The organism is Paenibacillus pasadenensis DSM 19293 (assembly GCF_000422485.1).
Lineage (GTDB): Bacteria > Bacillota > Bacilli > Paenibacillales > Paenibacillaceae > Paenibacillus_O > Paenibacillus_O pasadenensis.
Genome location: NZ_KE383847.1, coordinates 226,256 through 247,202 on the forward strand (window position 1 = coordinate 226,256; position 20,947 = coordinate 247,202).

The 20,947-nt window shown below is 65.3% G+C and carries 18 protein-coding genes and 1 pseudogene; 14 read left to right on the plus strand and 5 right to left on the minus strand.

Translation table 11 applies throughout. The annotated features are described in order from the left end of the window. The first annotated feature begins 97 nt into the window (after positions 1 to 97). From H582_RS0111765 to H582_RS0111795, 7 genes are all read left to right on the plus strand, one after another. Positions 98 to 1,021, plus strand: coding sequence for a carbohydrate ABC transporter permease (locus H582_RS0111765; protein WP_052333200.1), 924 nt, complete (start codon positions 98 to 100; stop codon positions 1,019 to 1,021). Then, positions 1,018 to 1,911, plus strand: coding sequence for a carbohydrate ABC transporter permease (locus H582_RS0111770; protein WP_084137126.1), 894 nt, complete (start codon positions 1,018 to 1,020; stop codon positions 1,909 to 1,911). The genes H582_RS0111765 and H582_RS0111770 overlap by 4 nt, the downstream gene beginning before the upstream one ends. A 303-nt stretch (positions 1,912 to 2,214) precedes the next feature. Continuing rightward, positions 2,215 to 3,621, plus strand: a complete 1,407-nt coding sequence (locus H582_RS0111775; RefSeq protein ID WP_028598690.1) for an ABC transporter substrate-binding protein — start codon at positions 2,215 to 2,217, stop codon at positions 3,619 to 3,621. A 365-nt stretch (positions 3,622 to 3,986) separates the two neighbouring features. Next, positions 3,987 to 4,988 carry a polysaccharide deacetylase family protein gene (locus tag H582_RS30035; RefSeq protein WP_052333168.1) on the plus strand — a complete coding sequence of 334 codons (1,002 nt, stop codon included), beginning with the start codon at positions 3,987 to 3,989 and terminating at the stop codon, positions 4,986 to 4,988. A gap of 91 nt (positions 4,989 to 5,079) precedes the next feature. Further along, a complete protein-coding gene (locus H582_RS0111785; RefSeq protein WP_028598691.1) occupies positions 5,080 to 6,582 on the plus strand; it encodes an FG-GAP repeat domain-containing protein in 1,503 nt (500 codons plus the stop codon). Positions 6,583 to 6,613: 31 nt separating this feature from the next. Next, positions 6,614 to 7,384, plus strand: coding sequence for a response regulator transcription factor (locus tag H582_RS0111790; RefSeq protein WP_028598692.1), 771 nt, complete (start codon positions 6,614 to 6,616; stop codon positions 7,382 to 7,384). Then, positions 7,381 to 8,790 (plus strand): sensor histidine kinase, encoded by a 1,410-nt coding sequence (locus H582_RS0111795; protein WP_028598693.1) that lies wholly within the window; start codon positions 7,381 to 7,383, stop codon positions 8,788 to 8,790. The genes H582_RS0111790 and H582_RS0111795 overlap by 4 nt, the downstream gene beginning before the upstream one ends. Positions 8,791 to 9,139: 349 nt before the next feature. On the opposite strand, the gene H582_RS0111805 is transcribed toward H582_RS0111795, so the two are convergent. Beyond that, on the minus strand, positions 9,140 to 9,484 hold the full coding sequence (locus H582_RS0111805; protein WP_028598694.1) for a winged helix-turn-helix transcriptional regulator: 345 nt from the start codon (positions 9,482 to 9,484) through the stop codon (positions 9,140 to 9,142). 182 nt (positions 9,485 to 9,666) lie between these two features. Here H582_RS0111805 and H582_RS0111810 point away from each other — a divergent pair, with 182 nt between their 5' ends. Further along, positions 9,667 to 10,488, plus strand: coding sequence for an alpha/beta hydrolase family protein (locus tag H582_RS0111810; protein ID WP_028598695.1), 822 nt, complete (start codon positions 9,667 to 9,669; stop codon positions 10,486 to 10,488). Positions 10,489 to 10,527: 39 nt separating this feature from the next. Here H582_RS0111810 and H582_RS0111815 read toward each other — a convergent pair whose 3' ends face one another. The 3 genes and pseudogenes from H582_RS0111815 to H582_RS0111825 form a co-directional block, all read right to left on the minus strand. Next, the gene (locus tag H582_RS0111815) at positions 10,528 to 11,670 is read right to left on the minus strand and encodes a Ger(x)C family spore germination protein (RefSeq protein ID WP_028598696.1); all 1,143 of its coding nucleotides are present in this window, start codon (positions 11,668 to 11,670) and stop codon (positions 10,528 to 10,530) included. Between the two features lie 12 nt (positions 11,671 to 11,682). Further along, positions 11,683 to 13,358 (minus strand): annotated as a pseudogene (locus tag H582_RS32850) (spore germination protein). Next, the gene (locus H582_RS0111825; protein WP_028598697.1) at positions 13,355 to 14,461 is read right to left on the minus strand and encodes a GerAB/ArcD/ProY family transporter; all 1,107 of its coding nucleotides are present in this window, start codon (positions 14,459 to 14,461) and stop codon (positions 13,355 to 13,357) included. The pseudogene H582_RS32850 and the gene H582_RS0111825 overlap by 4 nt, the downstream one beginning before the upstream one ends. 197 nt (positions 14,462 to 14,658) lie before the next feature. On the opposite strand from H582_RS0111825, the gene H582_RS0111830 reads away from it, so the two are divergent. The 3 genes from H582_RS0111830 to H582_RS0111840 all read left to right on the plus strand — a co-directional run bounded on the left by H582_RS0111830 (position 14,659) and on the right by H582_RS0111840 (position 17,581). Continuing rightward, positions 14,659 to 15,738: a DUF3048 domain-containing protein gene (locus H582_RS0111830; RefSeq protein ID WP_028598698.1), complete on the plus strand. Its 1,080-nt coding sequence runs from the start codon at positions 14,659 to 14,661 to the stop codon at positions 15,736 to 15,738. A 211-nt stretch (positions 15,739 to 15,949) separates the two neighbouring features. Then, entirely contained in the window at positions 15,950 to 16,558 is a 609-nt protein-coding gene (locus H582_RS0111835; RefSeq protein ID WP_043111216.1) for a DUF47 domain-containing protein, read from the plus strand. Positions 16,559 to 16,579: 21 nt separating this feature from the next. Continuing rightward, positions 16,580 to 17,581: an inorganic phosphate transporter gene (locus H582_RS0111840; RefSeq protein ID WP_028598700.1), complete on the plus strand. Its 1,002-nt coding sequence runs from the start codon at positions 16,580 to 16,582 to the stop codon at positions 17,579 to 17,581. 67 nt (positions 17,582 to 17,648) lie between these two features. Here H582_RS0111840 and H582_RS30045 read toward each other — a convergent pair whose 3' ends face one another. Further along, entirely contained in the window at positions 17,649 to 18,239 is a 591-nt protein-coding gene (locus tag H582_RS30045; RefSeq protein ID WP_052333171.1) for a hypothetical protein, read from the minus strand. Positions 18,240 to 18,814: 575 nt separating this feature from the next. Here H582_RS30045 and H582_RS0111850 point away from each other — a divergent pair. Genes H582_RS0111850 through H582_RS0111860 form a run of 3 tightly spaced genes read left to right on the plus strand, consistent with a single transcriptional unit; the run spans position 18,815 to position 20,843 of the window. After that, positions 18,815 to 19,105, plus strand: a complete 291-nt coding sequence (locus H582_RS0111850; protein ID WP_028598701.1) for a YerC/YecD family TrpR-related protein — start codon at positions 18,815 to 18,817, stop codon at positions 19,103 to 19,105. Further along, entirely contained in the window at positions 19,105 to 19,917 is an 813-nt protein-coding gene (locus H582_RS0111855; RefSeq protein WP_043111217.1) for a sirohydrochlorin chelatase, read from the plus strand. Before H582_RS0111850 ends, H582_RS0111855 begins: the two co-directional genes overlap by 1 nt. Positions 19,918 to 19,925: 8 nt before the next feature. Next, positions 19,926 to 20,843 carry a diacylglycerol kinase gene (locus H582_RS0111860; RefSeq protein WP_028598703.1) on the plus strand — a complete coding sequence of 306 codons (918 nt, stop codon included), beginning with the start codon at positions 19,926 to 19,928 and terminating at the stop codon, positions 20,841 to 20,843. The last annotated feature ends 104 nt before the right edge of the window (positions 20,844 to 20,947 follow it).

Below are 20,947 nucleotides of genomic sequence, written 5' to 3' on the forward strand. Positions count from 1 at the left end.
CGCTGCCGAGCACCGCGCCGCATCTGATGCCGCCGCTGCCGAGCACCGCGCCGCGTCCGGCGCGCCCCATCTCGCCCTGTCCGGCGCATCCAGCCATCTGGCATCCAGCGCGGCCAGCCCGCGCGGCGCGGCGCGCTCCGCCCGGCTCCGCCGCTGGCGCGAGCAGGCGCTCGGCTATGCGTTCCTCGCGCCGTCGCTCGCCGTGTTCGCCGTGTTTCTTTTCTATCCGATGATCCGCTCCGTCTATCTCAGCTTCCAGCTCACCGACCCGCGCGGCCGCGTCGCCGCCTATGCGGGCTGGGACAACTATACCGGCATGCTGCAATCGTCCGCGTTCTGGAACAGCCTGCTCGTCACGCTCAAGTTCACGCTGCTGACCGTACCGGCCGGCCTCGCGCTCGGCCTGCTCTGCGCCAGCCTCGTCCACTCGGCGGGGCGGGGGAGGAGCGCGCTGCGCTTCCTGTTCTCGCTGCCGCTGGCGATGTCCGTCAGCACGGCCTCCATCATCTGGATGATCCTCTACCACCCGTCGCTCGGCATGCTCAACTGGCTGCTGCTGCAGCTCGGCCTCGGCCCCGTGCAGTGGCTGACCGATCCCGGCAGCGCGCTCGGCTCCGTCTCGCTCATGACCGTGTGGATGAACTCGGGCTTCCCGTTCGTGCTGCTGCTGGCGGCGATCCAGGGGCTGGACGGCGACGTGCTGGACAGCGCCCGCATCGACGGGGCTTCCGGCTGGCGCACGTTCGTGTCGGTCAAGCTGCCGCTGCTGTCGCCGACGCTCTTTTTCCTCGCGGTCGTGTCGGTCATGAGCGCGTTCCAATCGTTCGGGCAGATCCACATCCTGACCAAGGGCGGACCGGCGGGCTCTACGGACGTGCTCGTCTACTCCATCTACCGCGAAGCGTTCGTCAACTACCAGTTCGGCACGGGCAGCGCGCTGGCGATCGTGCTGTTCGCGATCATGCTGCTGCTGACGCTCCTCCAGTTCCTCGTTCTCGGAAAGAAGGTGCATTACCAATGAGCGCCGCGTCTCCTTCTCCCGTCAAGCCGGCAGCCCGAGCCGCCGCAAGCGCCTTGCCGTCCGCCGCTTCCCGCCGCCGCGCCGGCTCCGCGCTGCGCTTCGTTCTGACCTCCGCGCTCGCGCTGCTGACCGTCGGTCCGCTGCTCTACCTGCTGGCGCAGATCTTCATGACGCCGGCGGAGGCGTCGATGTACCCGCCGCGGCTGCTGCCGTCCGGGCTCGACACGTCCAGCCTGCGCCAGGCGATCGAGACGGTGCCGATCTTCGGCTTCATCGCCAACAGCTTCGTGCTCGCCAGCGCGGTCACCGCGCTGCAGGTGCTGTCGGCGGCGCTCGCGGCGTACGCGTTCGTCTACGTGCGCTTCGCCGGCAGCCGCTTCTGGTTCGCGCTGTTCATCAGCACGATGATGATTCCGTGGGAGGTGACGATCATCCCCAACTACCTCACGGTCAAAAGCTGGGGCTGGCTCGACACGTTCCCGGGCCTGATCGTCCCGTTCGCGGCGTCGGCGTTCGGCGTGTTCCTGCTGCGGCAGTTCTTCCTGCAGCTGCCGCGGGAGCTGTTCGAGGCGGCGCGCATCGACGGCTGCGGCCATGTGCGCCACTTCCTGTCCGTCGTGCTGCCGCTCTCCGGTCCGGCCGCCGCCTCGCTCGGCGTGTACGTGTTCCTGAACGGCTGGAACATGTACCTGTGGCCGCTGCTCGTGACGAGCAGCGACGCGATGCGCACGGTGCAGATCGGCATCGCGATGCTGCAGTTCGAGGAGATGACGAGCTGGAACCTCGTGCTGTGCGGCGTCGCGCTCGTGCTCGTGCCGTCGCTGGTGCTGCTCGCGCTCGGCCTGCGGCCGCTCGTGCGCGGCATCACCGCCGGAGCGGTGAAGGGCTGAGCGGCCATGGGCTTGCCTAGGCGGCGCAGCCGGGGCCGATGCGGCCTGCGGCCGTCTGCCCTGTCCTGCGGGCCGTCTGCCCTGTCCTGCGGCCGTCTGCCCTGACCTGCGGGCCGTCTGCCCTGACCTGCGGCCGTCTCCGACATGGCTGAAGGCCGTCGTCGATGCCGGGGCCTGCCTTGCGCAGCCCCGCGAACCGCGCTGTGCGAGCGTGGAACCTTTTGCAGGCGTCCGCCCCTCGGGGCTTGCCATAGCGTCATCTGCCATCCGATCATTTCAACGAAAAAGGGAGAGATTGCACACATGGTCATCCGCAATTGGAAATGGGCGCTGCCGGCCGCGGCGGCGATGCTGATCCTGCCACTGTCCGCCTGCGCGGGCAATCCGGACACGAACAACAGCGGCGCGGCTTCGTCCGAACCGAGCACGACGGCCTCGCCGTCCTCGTCTCCGGCCGGAGGAGAAGCGTCGAAGGCGCCGGTGAAGGTCGTCTGGTGGCACTCGATGAGCGGCGAGCTCGGCAAGGCCGCGGACGCGCTCGTCAGCGGCTTCAACTCCACCCATCCGGACGTGCAGGTCGAGGCGGTGTTCCAGGGGACGTACGACGAGAGCCTCAACAAGATGAAGGCGTCGATGGACTCCAAGTCCGGCCCGTCGCTCATCCAGGTGTACGAGATCGGCTCCCGCTTCATGATCGACTCCGGCGCGGTGACGCCGGTGCAGCAGTTCATCGACGCCGAGGGCTACGACGTCGGCTCGCTCGAGCCGAACATCCGCGGGTACTACACGTTCGGCGGCAAGCAGTATTCGATGCCTTTCAACACGTCCAACCCGATCCTGTACTACAACAAGGATCTGTTCAAGGCCGCCGGGCTCGATCCGGAAAAGCCGCCGGCCACGTACCAGGAAGTCGCCGACGCCGCAAAGGCGCTCACCAAGGACGGCGTGACCGGCGCCTCGTTCGCGATCTACGGCTGGTTCATGGAGCAGCTGCTCGCCGCCCAAGGCAAGGAGCTCGTCAACAACGGCAACGGCCGCGACAGCGCCGCCACCGAGTCGCTCGTGAACCAGGAGGCGGCGGTGCAGACGCTGGAGTGGTGGAAAGGGCTCGTCGACGCCAAGACCGCGCTCAACCTCGGCCGCAAGACCGACGACACGAAAAAGGCGTTCCTCGCCGGCCAAGTGGCGATGACGCTGGATTCCACGGCGGGCCTGCGCGGCATCGTCGACGGCGCGGCAGGCAAGTTCGAGGTCGGCACGGCGTTCCTGCCGCGGCCATCCGCCGATGCCGAGGGCGGAGTCGTCGTCGGCGGCGCGAGCCTGTGGGTGCTGAACAACAAGCCGGCCGAGGAGCAGCAGGCCGCATGGGAATTCATCAAGTACCTGGCTGAGCCGGCGACGCAGGCCCAGTGGCACATCAACACCGGCTACTTCCCGATCACGACCAAGGCGTACGACGAGCAGGTCGTCAAAGACAACCTCGTCAAGTACCCGCAGTTCCAGACCGCCGTCGACCAGCTGCACGCCTCCAAGCCGAGCACGGCGAGCCAAGGCGCGGTCATGGGCGTGTTCCCGGAGGCGCGCCAGCTCGTCGAGGCCGCGATCGAGGAAGCGTTCACCGGCAAGAAGGACGTCAAGGCCGCGCTGGACGACGCCGCCAAGCAGATCACGGACAAGATCGCCGTCTATAACAAGACCGTCTCGAAGTAAGGGACGCTTTTGAACCAGCCAGCTCGATACAAGGCTCTGACCGCCGGGATGATTCCGGCGCGTCAGGGCTTTTTTCATCCTGGCCGGAAACGAACAGGGGAGGCGCTGCGGCCGAGCCGCTCCAAGTCCGTTTTCGCCCCTCGATTGGCGGATCGGCAAAAAACGGGCTCGCTCCGCTGCAACTTAACCAGGCGCCCGCTCCGTCTGAGGTGTTACCGGATTGTAACTCCTTGACGATTTTTGTCCGGTACGATAAAGCTATCTTACTAGAGTTAGGAGCACCTCAGATGAACCCGATTTGTCTTTTCTTGTCGAAAAACGTCTCAAAACGCAGCCAGGCTGCGAATGATAGAAGTAGAAAGCATTTGCGAAAACCGGCGGGCGCCGCTGTCCGCCGACGCGCGCCGCAGGCGGCTGCGCTCGCGGCGCTGACCGCGCTCGCGCTGGCGGCCGGCGGCTGCGGCAGCGCCGACCATGTCGAAGCCGGCGGCTTCCAGCCGTCCGCCTCGGCCTCGCCCGGCGCTAGCTCGCCATCGGCTTCACCTGACGCCGGCGCGACGCAGCCCGGCGCCGGCGCGCCGACGGCGATCCCGGCCACAGCCTCGCCTTCGCCGCATCCGTCGGCCTCGTCCGGCCCCAAATCGCCGCATCCGTCGCCGACGGCTTCGCCGCATCCGTCTCCGTCCGAGCGGCCGCACACCGTGACCGGCGACACGTACGAGAAGCCGCCGCTCCAGGCGCAGGCCGGCCCGCTGGCCGAGCCGAACGACGGCCGCGCGCATACGGCCAAGCTGGAGAAAGGGGCCAAGGCGGTCGCCCTGACGTTCGACGACGGGCCGGATGCGGCCACGACGGTCAAGATTCTCGACATTCTCCGGAAAGAGAAGGTCAAGGCGACCTTTTTCGTCGTCGGCACGCAAGTGAAGAAATACCCCGAGGTCATGCAGCGCATCGTGGACGAAGGCCACGCGCTCGGCAACCATACGACGCATCATCCCGACCTCTCAAAAACAGGAAAGACAAAGATCCTGCAAGAAATCAAGGATAATGATACACTTATTCAAAAAGCCGTCGGCATCACGCCGACGATGTTCCGTCCGCCGTACGGCGCGACGTCCGCGGAGCTGAAAGCGATCCTGAGCGAGGGCGGCCGCACGGAGGTGCTCTGGAACGTGGACACGAGAGACTGGGCGGGCACGTCGGTCAAGACGATGAGGGCGAACGTCGCCAAGCACGCGAAGCCCGGCAGCATCATCCTCATGCATTCCTTCGGCAGCAAGCTGCATACGGCGGAGCTGCTGCCGCTCATCATCCATGATCTCAAGACCGCGGGCTACCGCTTCGTGACGCCGGACCAGCTCGGCTGAGCGGCGCCGCCGCAGGCGGTCCTCGAAGCGGCGCCGGCCCGGACGGCGGCATCATCCAGACGACGGAGGCAAAGGAGGGGCGGAAACGAACGTGAGCAACAGCTGCAATCGCATCAATCGAACGAGCCGTCCGCCCCGCAGCGGCGCCCGCAAGCCGCTGCGGCTGCTCGCGCTGCTCGGAGCCTGCGCGCTCGCGCTCTCCGGCTGCCGCTATACGGCCGCGCCTGCCGATCTGCTGGGACCGCCGATGGAGGCGCCCCAGGCCGGAGGCGCCAGCTCCAGCCTCAAGCAGCTGCTGCCTGCAGGCGGCTCGCTGTCGCTGCCGACGCGCGAGCGGCAGCCGGAGGCGATCCGCTCCATCGACCTCGACGGCGACGGCTCGCCCGAGGCCGTCCTGACGTACAGCGACGCATACGGCAGCTCGCGCATCCTGATCGCCCGGCAGGAGGCCGGCGAATGGAAGACATGGGCGGTGCTCCGCTCCGCGATGGGGACAAGCCTCGAGTGGCTGAGCTTCGTGGACATGAACGGGGACAAGCGGCCGGAGATCATCGCGGGCTGGCTCGTCAGGCAGCCCGGCAACAGCCTGACCTGGCAGCAGTACGAGGTGCAGGTCTACTCGGCTTCGGACCCTCTCTTCGAGGAATCGGAGGAAGGAAGGCTGCTGAAGCCGGTCGCAGAGCTCGGCTATGAGGCCGGAGATACGGGCGATGTCGACGGAGACGGGCGCCAGGAGCTCGTGCTCGTGCGCCGGCCGGGCAGCCCGAACGAGCCGATGCTGGAGGTATACCGGTTCGCGAACGGGAGACTGGACCGCGCCGCGACGCTGCCGCTCGAGGCGGATGCGACGCTGTACGAGCGGCTGGCGATCGGCCGCATCGCCAAGGACCGGTTCGGCGTCATCGCCGAGGCGGGCGCGGGCGCGCATTCGTCGCTGACGCTCATGGCCGGATGGTACGACGACGGCCTGGAGCAGGTTTATCCGCCGGTCGAGGAGCCGAATCTCGGCTTCAACATGAGCCCGGTGCTCAACACCGACATCAACGGCGACGGCATCCTCGAGTGGAGCCGCCAGGTGGAGGCGCCGGGCCAGCCCGAGGGCACGCCTTATTCGGATCTGATCACGTACACCGAATGGACCCAGTGGAGCGGGCTGCGGCCCCAGGATCCGGGCTTCGTCCGCAAGGACATGTTCCTGCCGGTCACGCTGGAATACAACGACTTCAGCTCTGGCGTCTCCGTGCAGATCCCGTCCCGCTGGAGAGGACAGTTCACGCTTTCGCGACCCGTCGAGGAGCCGGAAGCGATCATTCAGCTCGACTACTACAACGCCAAGAGCGGGGCGATCGCGCCGCTCTGGACGCTGTACGGCATCCCGATCAAGGAGTGGGGGAGCTGGTCCGCCGCCATGGAAGGGAAGGGACGCAAGCCGGCGAATCTGCGCACGGCGGGCGGCTATGTCTATGCGGCGATCGAGGAGCCCAAGCCGAAGGCGGAGGACGGATGGTCGGACACCGACCTCAACCGCTACGACGCGATGAGGCTGACGGGCGAGCAGCTCGCCTCGTCGGTGCGGCTGCAGCCGGCCGATTGAAGACGACGGAACGGAAAGGGGGATGAAGGCGGTGAAGATCCTGCTGGTAGAGGACGAAGAGGCGATCCGCGGCTTCGTGAGGATCAATCTGAAGCGCGCGGACATGGAGCCGGTCGAGGCCGGCAGCGCCGAGCAGGCGCTGCGGCTCGTCGCGGAGCAGGGCCCGCCGGACATCGCCCTGCTGGACATCATGCTGCCAGGGCTCTCCGGGCTCGAGCTCTGCTCGGCGCTGCGCGAGGCCTATCCGGAGATGGGCATCATCATGCTCACGGCCAAGTCGCAGGAGCAGGACAAGATCGAGGCGCTGGAGCTCGGCGCGGACGACTACATCCAAAAGCCGTTCAGCCCCGGCGAGCTGATGGCGCGGATCCGCTCGCTGCAGCGGCGCATGAACATCGGCGCTTGGCGCGGCCCGGCTCCTGCGGCTGTCGCGGCCGCGACCGCTCCATCCGCGGCTGCGCCTGCCCCGGCTTCCGCCCCCGCCTCGGCGGCTGTCCGCAGCGGCGAGCCGTTCCGGCTGGCGCCCGGCGACCGCCGCCTCTGGAAGCATGATCGCGAGATCGTGCTGACGCCGACCGAATGGTCGCTCGTCAAGCTGCTGCTGGATCGGCGCGGGCAGAGCGTCAGCCGCGATGAAATTTTAAGCGAGGTGTGGGGGAGGTACTACGTCGGCGACCTCAAGGTCGTCGACGTCAACATCCGGCGCATCCGCCAAAAGGTCGAGGACGATCCGTCCGAGCCGGCGATCATCGAGACGGTATGGGGGTTCGGCTACCGGTGGAACAGGAGCGATCCGGGATGAGGAGCCTGCGGACCAAGATGGTGTTCAGCTATTTGCTGCTCGTCTTTCTGACGGTCGTCGTGCTCGGCGGCATGTTCCTGACGCTCATCTGGAACTACTACTACGGCAGCGCCTCGAGCGCGATGAAGCAGCGCGTGGCCACCTCGATGTCGCTGCATGCGCGCGCGATGCAGTGGATGTCGGCCAACGAGCGGGCGAGCTACATGCTGCAGAGCATGAGCGAGGCGGACACCCGCATCCAGCTGCTGCAGCCCGACGGCATGATGTTCCTCGACTCCAACGGCTTCAGCGACAACCGCACGATCCGCACGCCCGATGTCGTGCGGGCCGCCGAAGGCGACACGAGCGCCTGGATCGGCAAGGACGAGACGAGCGGCGAGCGCATCGTCGCCGCCTCCGCGCCGCTGCTCCGCGAGGGCAGGATCATCTCGGTCGTCCGCTATTCGGCCGCGCTCGGCGAGGTCGACCGCATGGTGACGCTGCTGATCCGCATGACGCTGCTGACCGGCGCGGCCGTCATCCTGCTGTTCCTTGCGCTCAGCATGTGGATGGCGGGCCGCATCGTCCGGCCGCTGCGCGAGCTGACGCGCCGGGCGCGCCATATGGCGGCCGGCGACTGGCAGCTCGGCATGAGCGGCCAGCGCGGGCGCGACGAGATCGGCCAGCTGTCCGATACGCTGCATACGCTGGCGGTGGAGCTCAACAAGCGGGAGAAGCTCAAGAACGACTTCATCTCGTCCGTCTCGCATGAGCTGCGCACGCCGCTCACCTCCATCAAAGGCTGGAGCGAGACGCTCGCCGATCCCGGCTCCCGCCGCGAGGAGGTGCAGGAAGGGCTCGGCATCATCGCCCGCGAGACGGAGCGGCTGACCGGGCTCGTGGAGGATCTGCTGGATTTCTCCAACCTCAGCTCCGGCAGCATGGACCTCCATCTGGAGGAGCTGGATCTGAACCTGCCCGTCCGGGAATGCGTCACGCAGCAGGCCGTTCGGCAGGAAGAGACCGGCGTGCGGCTGCTGAGCCTGCTCGAGCCGGCGCCGCTGCTCGTGCGGGGCGACCCGAACCGGCTGCGCCAGGTGCTGATCAATCTGATCGACAACGCCTTCAAGTTCACGCCGGAGGGCGGCTCGATCCGCGTCAGCGCGCATCGCGAGGGAGCGGAGGCGGTGCTGCTCGTCGCCGACAGCGGCGTCGGCATCGCGCCCGAGGATCTGCCCCATGTGACGGACAAGTTCTACAAAGGGCTGTCCGCCCGTCCCGGCAGCGGCCTCGGACTCGCCATCTGCAAGGAGATCGCGGAGCAGCACGGAGGCTCTCTGCATATCGGCAGCGAGCCTGGAGCCGGCACGACGGCCGAGCTGCGCCTGCCTTTGATCGACGGCTCCGGCCCGCTCCTGCCGGGCTGATCCCGGCCGGCTCGGCTATTCCTTGTAGAACAGCGCCTTTCGATTGACGAGCACGAACACGCAAGCGACGATGAGAGCGGCCGCGATCATCGCGGATACCCAGTGGCGGACGAGCCAGCCGAGCAAAGCGTCCATCGGGATTCCTCCTTCAACGTTCGTTTGTTCTCTCTACCGCTAGTATGGACCGGCGCCGCCGTTCCATGCGAGAGACGCGCGAAAAGGGCCGTCCTCCACGTCGTTGTCGACGCGGAGGATGGCCCTTTTCGGACAGTGCGATCGCCTGGGCGAGCCGTGCCCGCGGTGCGGGCACGGGCTGGCGGGTACGGGTTGGCGGCCGGAGGCAGCCGGATCAGGACTCGGCCGGGTCGGGAGATGAGGCGGGCAGCCAGTCCTGCGACCAGCGGGCGATCTCGCTGACGATCGGCTCCAGCGCGCGTCCTTTGTCCGTCAGCGAATATTCGATGCGCACGGGCATCTCGGGATAGACGGTCCGCAGCACGACGCCCTCGGCCTCGAGCTCCTTGAGCCGTTCGGCAAGCATCTTGCCGCTCAGCCCCGGCAGCGAGTCCTCGATGCGGGCGAACCGCTGCGGTCCCGCGAGCAGCTTGTAGACGATCAGCGTCGTCCACCGCTTGCTGAGCAGGTCGACGGCTTTTTCGAAGCGCGGGCAGAGCTCCATGTCCAGTCGGGACATTCCATCACCTCATTCGAATTCTTCTCATTATACTGCTGTTACACCTCCGTCACAAACGGCAAACAAGAAGAGCGATTGACAATCGAACGAGAACGATGGTAAGCTGAAGACATCTAAACCCGATTAAACAGGTTGGAATAATATATGATTAATAAACGAACCCGCAAAGGATGGATCGATCGATGGAAAAACAACTGATTCTGCGCCATGAAGGGCTGGAGCTCACCGCCACGCTGCATTATCCTGCCGCGTCCGCGGCCGACGAGCGCGAGCGGCAGCCCATCGTCGTCATCTGCCACGGCTTCATCGGCAGCCGGATCGGCGTCGACCGTCTGTTCGTCAAGACCGCCCGGGCGCTGGCCGCCCAGGGATCGTTCGTCCTGCGCTTCGACTACGGCGGCTGCGGCGAGAGCAGCGGCAGCTACGGGGCGCTCGGCTTCGACTCGATGATCGGCCAGACGAGGGCCGCGCTCGACTACGTGCTGGCGATGGACTGCGTCGATCCGCAGCGGGTGACGCTGCTCGGCCACAGCCTGGGCGGAGCGGTCGCCCTCCATGCCGCGGTCAAGGACAAGCGCGTCAACCGGCTCATCCTCTGGTCGGCCGTCGGCTATCCATTCAACGACATCGTCCGGCTGGTCGGCCGCAGCGGGTACGACGAGGCCGTGCTCAAGGGCTCGACCGACCACGCAGGCTACACGCTGGAGCCGAAGTTCTTCGACTCGCTGCAGCAGCATCAGCCGTTCCAGGCGGCGGTGCGCTTCGGCGGCGACGTGCTGCTCGTGCACGGCACGAGCGACGACGTCATCCCGGCCGATTACAGCTTCCTGTACCAAAAGGTGTTCTGGACGCGCGGCGACGGCCTGTGCGACAAGGAGATCCTGTTCCAGGCGGACCACACCTACTCGACCCGCGCGCATCAGGAAGAGGCGATCCGCGTCACCGTCGACTGGCTCGCCAAGCTGGAGAAGCGGCATGAGCAGTGGCTCGACTGGAGCATCTGAGCGGCTAGGGCGGAGCTGCGACGACGCCCTAAGCACGCCCTAAGGCTTGTATTTGCCGGGGCTCTCGAGATCGACGCGCACCTCGGCCAGCCGCAGCGAATCGGGCTTGAGCAGCGTTTTTGCGCCGCCGTCAGTCCGCTCCTGCCATTCGCGCGGATGCTTCCGATAATAAAGCTCCTCCAGTTCGAATATATCGATCTTTCGGCTCAGAGCGCTCCGGTACGTGGAGACGATCTGGGCCTCGATCATTTTTGCCGCCGCTTCCTCCACCTCCGCCATCGGCGACTGCGTATTGCGCGTCATGAGCACGCCCTTGACATGCACGCGGGCCTCGAACGCCGGCTCGCCTTGCTCGTCCTCTTTCAGGCGCAGCTTGATCTTCGTGCGGGTGAAGCTGCCGTAGCCGTAGTCGACTCCGTCATGCACGATCTCGATCAAGTACTGCTCCATGTGCGGATTCATCCAGTGCCAGCCCTCCAGCTGGCCGATCGGCAGCCGCGTCTCGTAGGCCGCCTGGCGGAAGAAGAACGCGCCGGCAACCTTCAGCTCCGGATGCGGCTTCTCGTCCTTTTCCCAGGCGCGCTCCTCGAGCATGAGCTCTGGCACGTAGCCGTTTATGGCGGGATGCTGGAGCTCGCGCAGCAGCTTGAACAGGAACACCGGCTCGATGTCGGACTTCTGGCTGTAGCTCGCTTCGGGCGAATGCAGCAGCGTCGTCGTGTTGGACAGGTTGAAGAAGGACTTGGTGATGAAGATGTCGTCGAGCTTATGGCGCGTGCCGAACATCCAGACGTTCATGCGGCTCTCCGGATACCCGGCGATCAGCTCGGAAATATCCCGGCTCGACATCGCTTTAAGCGCGCCTTCGGTCAGCAGCAGCGCCGACACATGCGAGAAGTCCATAGGCTGCTGCGAGCTGTTCATCAGCTTGGCATTGGCGTCGCCGATGCTTTTCCCCGATCCGTGTCCGGTCCAGATCGGAATCTGCTTTCCGCTCACAGTGCCGGTTTCCGACTTCGATTCGCCGGCGAAATCGAGCATCTGCACGTACATCGTGTAGATGCCGTCTTTATAGTCGATGCCGATCGCTTTCAGATACAGCTCGTTGTTCGTCTTCGATCCTTTGCAGCCCGCCAGCAGCAAGAGCAGCGCGGCGGCTGCGATCAGGCGCAGGCGGCGCATGGAGCAATCACCTCATTTCAACGGTTTCTGCACGCGGAGCGCTTCCGCCCGGCGAGGGCGCTTGCGGAACGGCAGGATGAACAGTCCCGGCAGCAGGTCGCGGAGCTGGATCGGCGAGATCGGGGTCAGGTACGGCACGCCGAACGATTGGATCCGCGTCAGATAGACGAGCACGCTGATCGTCGAGATCATGAAGCCGAAGAAGCCGAGCGCCGAGCTGGACGCATACACATAGAACCGAATGAGCGTCACGGCGCCGGTCAGCGACTGGTTGACCAGCGTGGAGCCGGCGACGAACGTCATGGCCGCCATGACGATCATGACCGGGGAGATCAGTCCGGCCCGGACGGCCGCATCCCCGATGATGAGGCCGCCGACGACCGTCAGCGTCTGCCCGATCGCCCCGGCAGCCGCGCGCCGGCCTCTCGGAAGATCTCGATCAGCAGCAGCGCGAGGAACATCTCCTCGATTGACGACAGCGGCAAGCCGAGGCGCGAGTTCATGATCGTCGCCAGCAGGTTGAACGGAATCTGGTCGACGTGGTAGACCGCCAGGGCGATGTAGAGGCCCGGCAGGAAGCAGGTGACGAGCAGGCAGACGTAGCGCAGCAGCCGGGTGAAGTTCACGAAGAAATAGTTCTGCTGCGCATCCTCGGCGGACTTCATCAGCAGGAACAGGTTCGCCGGCGCGATGATCGCCGTCGGATTGCCGTCGAGCAGGATGACGGCTCGTCCGGCCGCCAGGCATTGCACGGCGAAGTCCGGCCGGCCCGTATAGGACGTCCGGGGCAGGAGCGACCAGGAGCGGTCGACGAGCAGATCCTGCAGATGGCGCGTCGAAACGATGTCGTCGGCGTCGATGCCGGACAGCTTGTCGCGGATCGCATCGACGAGCTGCGGATTGGCGATGTCCGCCTCATACAGGAGCGCGGCCTTCGTGCCGGAGCGCGTGCCGACGCAGAGCTGCTCGCAGCGCAGGCCCGGCGTGCGGAGCCGGTAGCGGATGAGCGCCGTATTCGTATGCAGCTGCTCGACGAAGCCGTCCTTCGGGCCGCGCACCGACACCTCCGTCGCGGCCTCGGACGGAGAGCGGCCCGGCACCGTTCCGGCCGACATCGACCAGGCACGCTGCTGCTCGTCGCAGAACAGGATCGCATTGGCCTCGAAGATCATCCGGCAGATGTAATCGCGCCAGGTGATCGTATGGGGCGCCTCCTTCGAGATCCGGGGCAGCTTCAGCTCCTGCCACGCGCCCATGTTGCCCGGCCGCGCGCTCGCCGCTTCCTCCGGCGCCAGCGCGGGCACGCCGGCGCGCGCCTGAGGCAGGACGACCTTTTGCAGCAGCATCGGATCGGCCATCGCGCTGCAGTAGACGAGCGTCAGCTTCAGCGGACGAGCTCCGGAGGGAGGTCCCGGCTCCGGCAGCCCGCGCGGCGGCTTCTCCGCCTCGTCGACTTCGTCCGGCGCCTCGCTGGCTTGCGCCTCTGCTCCCGGTCTAGCGCGCTCTGCCTCTACTTCGATGTCCAGGAGGGAGACGTCGTCGCTGCCTTGGAGCCACTGGCGCAGCTGCTCCCGGCCGGGCAGGCGCTCGCCTTCGCTGCCGCCGTTGCCGGCGCTGTTGCCGGCGCTGCCGCCGTTGCCGCAAGCCGTCGCCGTTCCCGCCGCCCGGTTGGCGTTCGGCTTCTTCATCCCGGCTCCGCCTCCTTTCCGGCCGTCGGCAGCGGAGAGCGCCAGCGCAGGAGGATGGCGAGCAGCGCGGTGAGCGCCGGGACGAAGGCGATGAAGACGGGGTACTGGTACTCGATCAGGAAGAAAAAGAGCTCCGAATCGGTGACCTTCGAGCTGGAGAACGCGGTGACGACCGCCGCCATGCCGACGAAGAAGATCGTCAGCCCGCGTCGGCCCCGCACCGGGCCGAGCCGCGCGGACAAGTAGAAGAGCAGCGAGATGCGGGCGAACGTGCTGGAGACGCGCTGCACGATCGCGAACAGATCGATATGCTCGATCGTGGGGCCGAGCGAGATCACCTTCCAGATCTCGAGCACCGGGCTGCGCAGCTTGAACGCCTGGTCGGAGCCGAAGACGCAGATCGAGACGACGACGGGAATGAGCTGCAGCCAGCACAGGAACAGGACCAGAAGGGCGAACTGGTACCAGCGGAACCGGCCTTTGACATGCTGCTGCACGAACAGGACGAGCCAGATCTCCAGCATCGCCGCCGCCGCGAGCGGCATGCCCTTCAGCGCCGGGCTGATGCCGTTCTCCAAGATCGGCAGCAGCATCCGGCTGTCCATGTTCGGCCAGTTCAGCATCAGCAGCAGCGAGTCGAGGATGACCGCGATCGGGACGAGGATGACGCAGGCATAGGCGATCGAGCGGAGCCCGCCGGATGCGGTCCAGGCGCAGAGCGCCGCTGTCGCTCCCGCGATGATCCAGACCGGCGTATGGCTCATGTAGCTGTGGATGGCGATATGCGCCGTTTCCCAGGAAAGGGTGGAGGCCTGGAGGAGCAGCAGGACGACGACGAGCGCGCGCATCGTCCAGGAGGCGGCCCGGCCGAACCGGTCCGACAGCCATTGCTCGATCGGCACGCCGTTCAGCTTGCGGATGACGTAGCAAAGGAGGCCGCACCAGAGCAGCATGGGCGGCAGGGCGAGCAGGATCGCGACCCAGGAGTCGCTTCCCGATCGGGAAAAGATGAACGGCGGAACGAGGATGTTCGCTACGCCTCCGCTGCTCAGCAGCAGCATGATGATGCATGTCCAGACGCTGATCCGGTTTGAGATCGGCATGGGATTCCGTGCCTCCTTTCGCGCATGCCTGGGGTCGCTCGGGCGACGCCGGCCCATGCGGCTAGTATGGATCGGCGCAGGCATTGCTATCCGCTGGAGGAAGGTTCTTGCAGGATGGAAGCGCCTCCCGGGCGGGGGCGAAAAAGGTTCCCAAGCGCATCCGGCTGGTCTATGATGGAAACGGAGGGGATGAATGCATGTCTGGAACCATGACCGGTAAATGGCTTCTGATGGCGGCCGCGGCGTCGATGCTGCTCTCCGCCTGCTCGCAAAAGGCCGACGCTCCCGTCGAGACGGCCGGCCCGCCGAGCGTGACCGCCTTGCCGACCGCTTCGCCGAGTCCGGCGCCGTCCGCAGCTCCCGCCTTCACGGCGCCGCTCACGGGAGAAGCGCTGCAGGGGCCGATCGACAGCCGGCCGTATCTGGTGATGATCAACAATCACGCCAAGGCGAGGCCGCAGTCGGGGCTGGGCTCGGCGGACCTGCTGTACGAGGTGCTCGCGGAAGGCGAGATCACGCGTTTCCTGGCCGTCTTCCAGAGCCGCGCCTTCGACGGGGCGATCGGCCCGGTGCGCAGCATCCGGCCGTACTTCATCGACGTCGGCAAAAGCCAGGACGCGATCCTGATCCATTCCGGCGGCAGTCCGGACGGCTATGCGATGCTGTCGCGGGAGAAGCTCGACCATATGGACGAGATTACGAATGCAGGGGCTTACTTCTGGAGGGACAAGTCCAGGAAGGCTCCGCATAATCTGTACACGAGCCTCGAGAAGCTGGCGGCCGGCGCCGCCAAGAAGAAATTCGAGACCGCCCAGACGGGCGCGGTGCGCACGCTGCCGTTCGTCTCCGATCTGCAGCAGGCGCCGCCCGGCAGTCCGTCGTCGGGACTTGAGGTCACGTTCCTGCTCCAGTCGTACAAGGTGTCGTACCGCTACGATGCGGAGTCGCTGACGTACAAGCGCTCGATCAACGGCGAGCCGCATGTCGACCTGAACGACGGCAAGCAGCTGGAGGCGGCCAACGTCGTCGTGCTCGAGGCGCCCCACCGCGTGCTGGACGATGTCGGCCGGCGGGAGGTCGATCTGGATCGCGGAGGCCGGGCGAAGCTGTTCCAGCGCGGCCAGGCGAGAGACATTCAGTGGAAGAGGAGCGGCACGGACGATCCGATCCGGTTCTACGACTCGGAGACGGAGGCTCCGCTGTACCCGGGCCAGACCCATGTGCTGATCGTGCCCGACAAGCCGGGTCTCGAGCAGCGGCTCGCGGTGCTGCCTTAGGCTCCAGCAACGAACCTTCGGCCCTGCCTTGACGGCAGGGTCTTTTCGCGCGTTTTGGGCAAAATGAACCAGGGCGAAAATTCGACAAAATTCGATTTTTCGAGGCGCTGGCGTTTACAAATCCTTTACACCACCCGGATGAACTGTGATAAGATAAGTGGGGCCTGAAAAGGGCTGTCTAACCATTTTTTTGAAAGCAAAGGGGACGAACATGGCTAAGAAGAATATCTTCTTCAAAACGCTGGAGGAAATGGCGGATTCGATTGTCGAAAGCGTGGAGTATTTCGCGCGCGGGGTGGACGACCTGTCGAATGTCGGCGAGTTCGCCAAGGCGATGAAAGAATACGAGAGCCAATGCGACCGCTATACCCATACGATCATCATCGAGCTCAACAAGACGTTCATCACGCCGATCGAGCGCGAGGACATCATGGCGCTGACGACCGCGCTTGACGACGTCGTCGACGAGATCGAGGCTTGCGCGTCGCGCTTCGAGATGTACCAGGTGACGGACAAGGACGAGTACATCCGCCTGTTCGCCGACAACCTCGTGCGCTGCGCCCACCAGGTCAAAAACGCGATCTATCTGCTCACGCAGAAGAAGCTGCTGGCGATCCGCGAGCCGAACATCGCGATCAACGAGCTGGAGAACCAGGCCGACGACCTGCTGCGCGTGAGCATCAAGGCGCTGTTCGCGAACCAGAAGGATCCGATCGAGCTGATCAAGCGCAAAGAGCTTTACGAAATGCTCGAAAAGACGACGGATTACTTCGAAGACGTCGCCAACACGCTTGAAACGATCATCATGCGCAACAGCTAAGGACAGGAGACGACCTGAACGATGGATACAGTATTGATAATTATGGCGGTCGTCGTGTTCCTGGCGCTGGCGTTCGACTTCATCAACGGCTTCCATGACACGGCCAACGCCATCGCGACCTCGGTGTCGACGCGGGCGCTCAAGCCGCGCGTCGCCATCCTGCTGGCGGCGACGATGAACTTCGTCGGAGCGCTCAGCTTCACCGGCGTCGCCAAGATGATCGGCGGCGGCATCGCCGATCCGACCACGCTGCAGCACGGCGAGGAGATCGTCATCGCGGCGCTGCTCGGAGCGATCATCTGGAACCTGATCACCTGGTGGTTCGGCATCCCGTCCTCCTCGTCGCATGCGCTCATCGGCGGCCTTTCCGGAGCGGTCGTCGCGTCGGCCGGATTCGGCGCGATCAACGGCAGCGGCTTCTCGGACATCATCAAGGCGCTCATCTTCTCGCCGATCATCGCGTTTGTCGTCGGCTATCTGCTGATGACGCTGCTCAAGCTGGTGTTCGCCAGGTCGAGCCCGCATCAGATCAACAAGGGCTTCCGCACCGGACAGATCATGACCGCGGCGTTCCAGTCGTTCACGCACGGCACCAACGACGCGCAAAAGGCGATGGGCATCATCACCTTCGCGCTCGTGTCGGCCGGACTCCAGGACAACATGGACGTGCCGCTCTGGGTCAAGCTGTCCGCGGCGACGGCGATGGCGCTCGGCACCTCGGTCGGCGGCTGGAAGATCATCAAGACGATGGGCACGAAGATTTTCAAGATCGAGCCGATCAACGGCTTCGCCGCCGATCTCGGCGCCGCCTCCGTCATCCTGACGGCGACGATGCTGCATTTCCCGGTCAGCACGACCCATACGATCACGTCCTCGCTGCTCGGCGTCGGCAGCGCGAAGCGCTTCTCTGGCGTGAAGTGGGGCATGGCCGGACGGATCGTCGTCTCCTGGGTCATCACGATTCCGATCTCCATGGGCTTGGCCGCGCTGATCTACCAGATCATCGAGTGGCTGTTCCTGTAGCGTTCGTCCCCTTTTCAAGTCGAAGCCCGCTTCTCCCTTCACCGAGGGAAAGCGGGCTTTTTTCGTCCTATTCTTCTTGCTTCGGCCTGCGGCGCTTGGCGCCGGTGCGGCGCTTGCGGCTGCGGCCGCCCTTGGCATAGCCGCCTCCGCCGGTGCGGCGCTTCTTGCTTTTCGTCCGCTTCTTCTTCGGCGGCGACCATTCGTCGTCCTCCAGATCGACCATCTTGGACTTGTCGGAGCCTTTCTTGCTGCCGAATGTGCCCATCATCACCTTGACGAGCGGAGCCATCTGCTGCACGCTGCCGATGATTTTCTGCGCCTTGGTCATCGTGCCGAGGATGCCGTCGAGACCCCCGATCCGATCGACGAAGCCCTTGAGCTCGGTCAGCTTGTCGAGAGAGAACAGGCTGCCCTTTTTTTCCGTCTCCGCCGCTGCCGCAGTAGGCAGAGCGGCGCCTTCCAGCGTCGCCAGCGGGCCGATCGACGGCGCCGGGCCGGGCGGCATCAGCGAGGGCGGCGGGGCGAACAGCGACTGGGCGGGAAGCTGATTATAAGGGAACCCTTCGCCGAGACCGGGAAAGATGCTTCCCTGCGCCGGGACGGCAGGCGTATTGCGCTGCGGCATAGGCGGGTAATAGGAAGGATAGTTCGGATTCACTTGGCTTTCACATCCTTGTGGGATTGCGGAGGGCGAACTCCGCGTTTGTTCCAGTGTATGGCCTAAAGCGGCGTTTGGGTTGGACGTTCGCCCGGTTTTTGCCGAAAAACCCAGTCGGGGACTGGCACGGGCGGCGGGAGGACAGGGCGCCGCGGAGGAACGATCGGGACGCCGCGGCCGGCTGCGGCGCGCGTCGGCCTTCCTCGCTTCGTCGATAGGCACACTTGAGACGGAAGCACCGGAGCAGAGTTCGTTCGACCTATCGTGATGTGCGCGAGGAGAGGACGGTTCCGGACAGCATGAATTTTGAGGTAGCATAAAATGTAGGTCCGTAGTAAAATAGGTGCGCGTCCCATCCGTGACGGCCGCAAACTCATGTACGCGTCCAGTGGACATCGTCCTAGCCGCGCCTCGTTGAAGGAGGCTGAACCGATCCGACGGGCATTCTGCCCGCCATCCGAAGAGAGCGCTTGCAAAAAACATCGCTCCTCTAAAGCGTGAACACGGTGATAGTTGTATTCTCTAGCGCAGCAATATAAAATGGAATGTAGGATTATTTCACAGGGGTGAAGTTGATGCAGCTCAAGAAGCTGAACGATAAAGCGATCGACCAATTATTCGAAGCGGTCCTCACGCTCAAGAGCGTCGAGGAATGCTATATTTTCTTCGATGATCTTTGCACGGTGAACGAGGTTCAATCCCTCTCCCAGCGGCTCGAGGTGGCGCGCATGCTCGGCAAGGGCAGCACGTACAACCAGATCGAGGCCGAGACGGGAGCGAGTACGGCGACGATCTCCCGCGTCAAGCGCTGCCTCAATTACGGCAACGACGGCTACAAGATGACGCTGGACCGTCTGAACCGCTGATGGACAGAGAGCCGCTGCGTCCCGGCATCCTCGTCATCAGCCATGGCTCGCGCGACCCCGGGTGGGTGGCGCTCGTCGACGAGGCCGTAGCGGCCGCGGCGCAAACGATTACGCAAGCGACCGGCCCTGTGCCGGTCCTTTCGTCGTTTCTGGAGATTGTGGATGGACGGCTGATCCAGGACGGCATCGACGAGCTGCTCGCGCTCGGCGTGAGTGATCTGTTCGTCCTGCCGCTGTTCGTCTCTTCCGGCAGCACGCATGTCGACGACATCATGCAGGCGTTCGGCCAGCCTCCGGCGGGCCTGCGCGAGGGCGAGCTCGAGCCGCTGCGCACAGGCGGAGCGCGCATCCATCCCGGCGTTCCGATCAACGACGAGCCGGAGATCGCCGAGCTGCTGCTGCGGCAGGCCCGGGAGCTCTCGCGCGATCCGTTCCGGGAGGCGCTGCTCGTCGTCGGACACGGCTCGATCGAGCCGGTATTCCACGAACGCTGGCGCAGCAGCCTGCAGCGGCTCGGCGAGCGGCTGCGGGAGGGCGGAGGCTTCGCCCGCGCCGAGACCGCGATGCTGCTGCCGGACGAGGCGGCCGACCGGCTGCGCGAGATGCGGAGCCGGCGGCCCGAGGAGACCGTGATCGTCGTGCCGGCGTTTCTTAGTCAAGGATTTTTCACATCGACCGTGATTCCATCGAGGCTCGGCGAGTTAGAATATGAATATGACGGCCGGGCGATGCTGCCGGACGCGGCGGTGCCGCGCTGGCTGGCGCGCCAGGCGCTGCAGTGGATGCAGCGGATGCGACAAGCAGGAGGATGAGAGAAGGCATGACGAGCGGATACAAGAGAGCGCGGCTGATCTACAACCCGACGTCCGGACGCGAGGAGATGAAAAGGCGGCTCGGCGAGATTTTGACGCTGCTGGAGCGGGGCGGCATCGAGACGAGCACGCATGCGACCTGCGGCGAAGGCGACGCGTCGGTGGCCGCCGCCGATGCCGCGGACCGCGGCTTCGACATGATCATCGCGGCCGGCGGCGACGGCACGCTGTACGAGGTCATCAACGGCCTCGGCGAAAAGCCCAACCGCCCTCCGCTCGGCATCCTGCCCGTCGGCACGACCAACGACTTCGCGCGGGCGCTCGGCATCCCGCGCAACCTGGAGTACGCGTGCGAGCTCATCACCCGCCAGTACAGCCGCCCGATCGACGTCGGCCGCGCCGGCAAGAAATATTTCATCAACATCGCCGGCGGCGGCTCGCTCACCGAGCTCACCTACGAGGTGCCGAGCAAGCTCAAGACGATGATCGGGCAGCTTGCCTATTATATGAAGGGTCTCGAGAAGATGACCCGCCTGCGGCCGATGGAGCTGCGCATCGAGGGCGACGGCATCGAGGACATCCACGAGGAGATCATGCTGTTCCTCATCTGCAACAGCAACTCCGTCGGAGGCTTCGAGAAGCTCGCCCCGGCGGCGACGCTCGACGACGGCCTGTTCGAGGTGCTCGTGCTCAAGAAGTGCAACCTGGCCGAGTTCATCCGCATCGTCACGCTCGCGCTGCGCGGCGAGCATTTCAACGACTCTCACATCCTGCACTTCAAGACGAACCGCCTCACCGTCACGACGCCGGACTATGCCCAGCTCAACCTCGACGGCGAGTACGGCGGCACGCTGCCTTGCACGTTCACCGTGCTGCCCTCGCATCTGAACATCTTCGTCGACGAGGAAGGGAAGACGCATTATTGAGGCGGCGCTGGCTTCGGGCGCGGCAGCTGGGCGGCTTCGTCCGGCGAGTCCGGCGAGTCCGGCTTCGTCCGGCGAGTCGGCTGAGTCCGGCGAGTCCGCTGGGT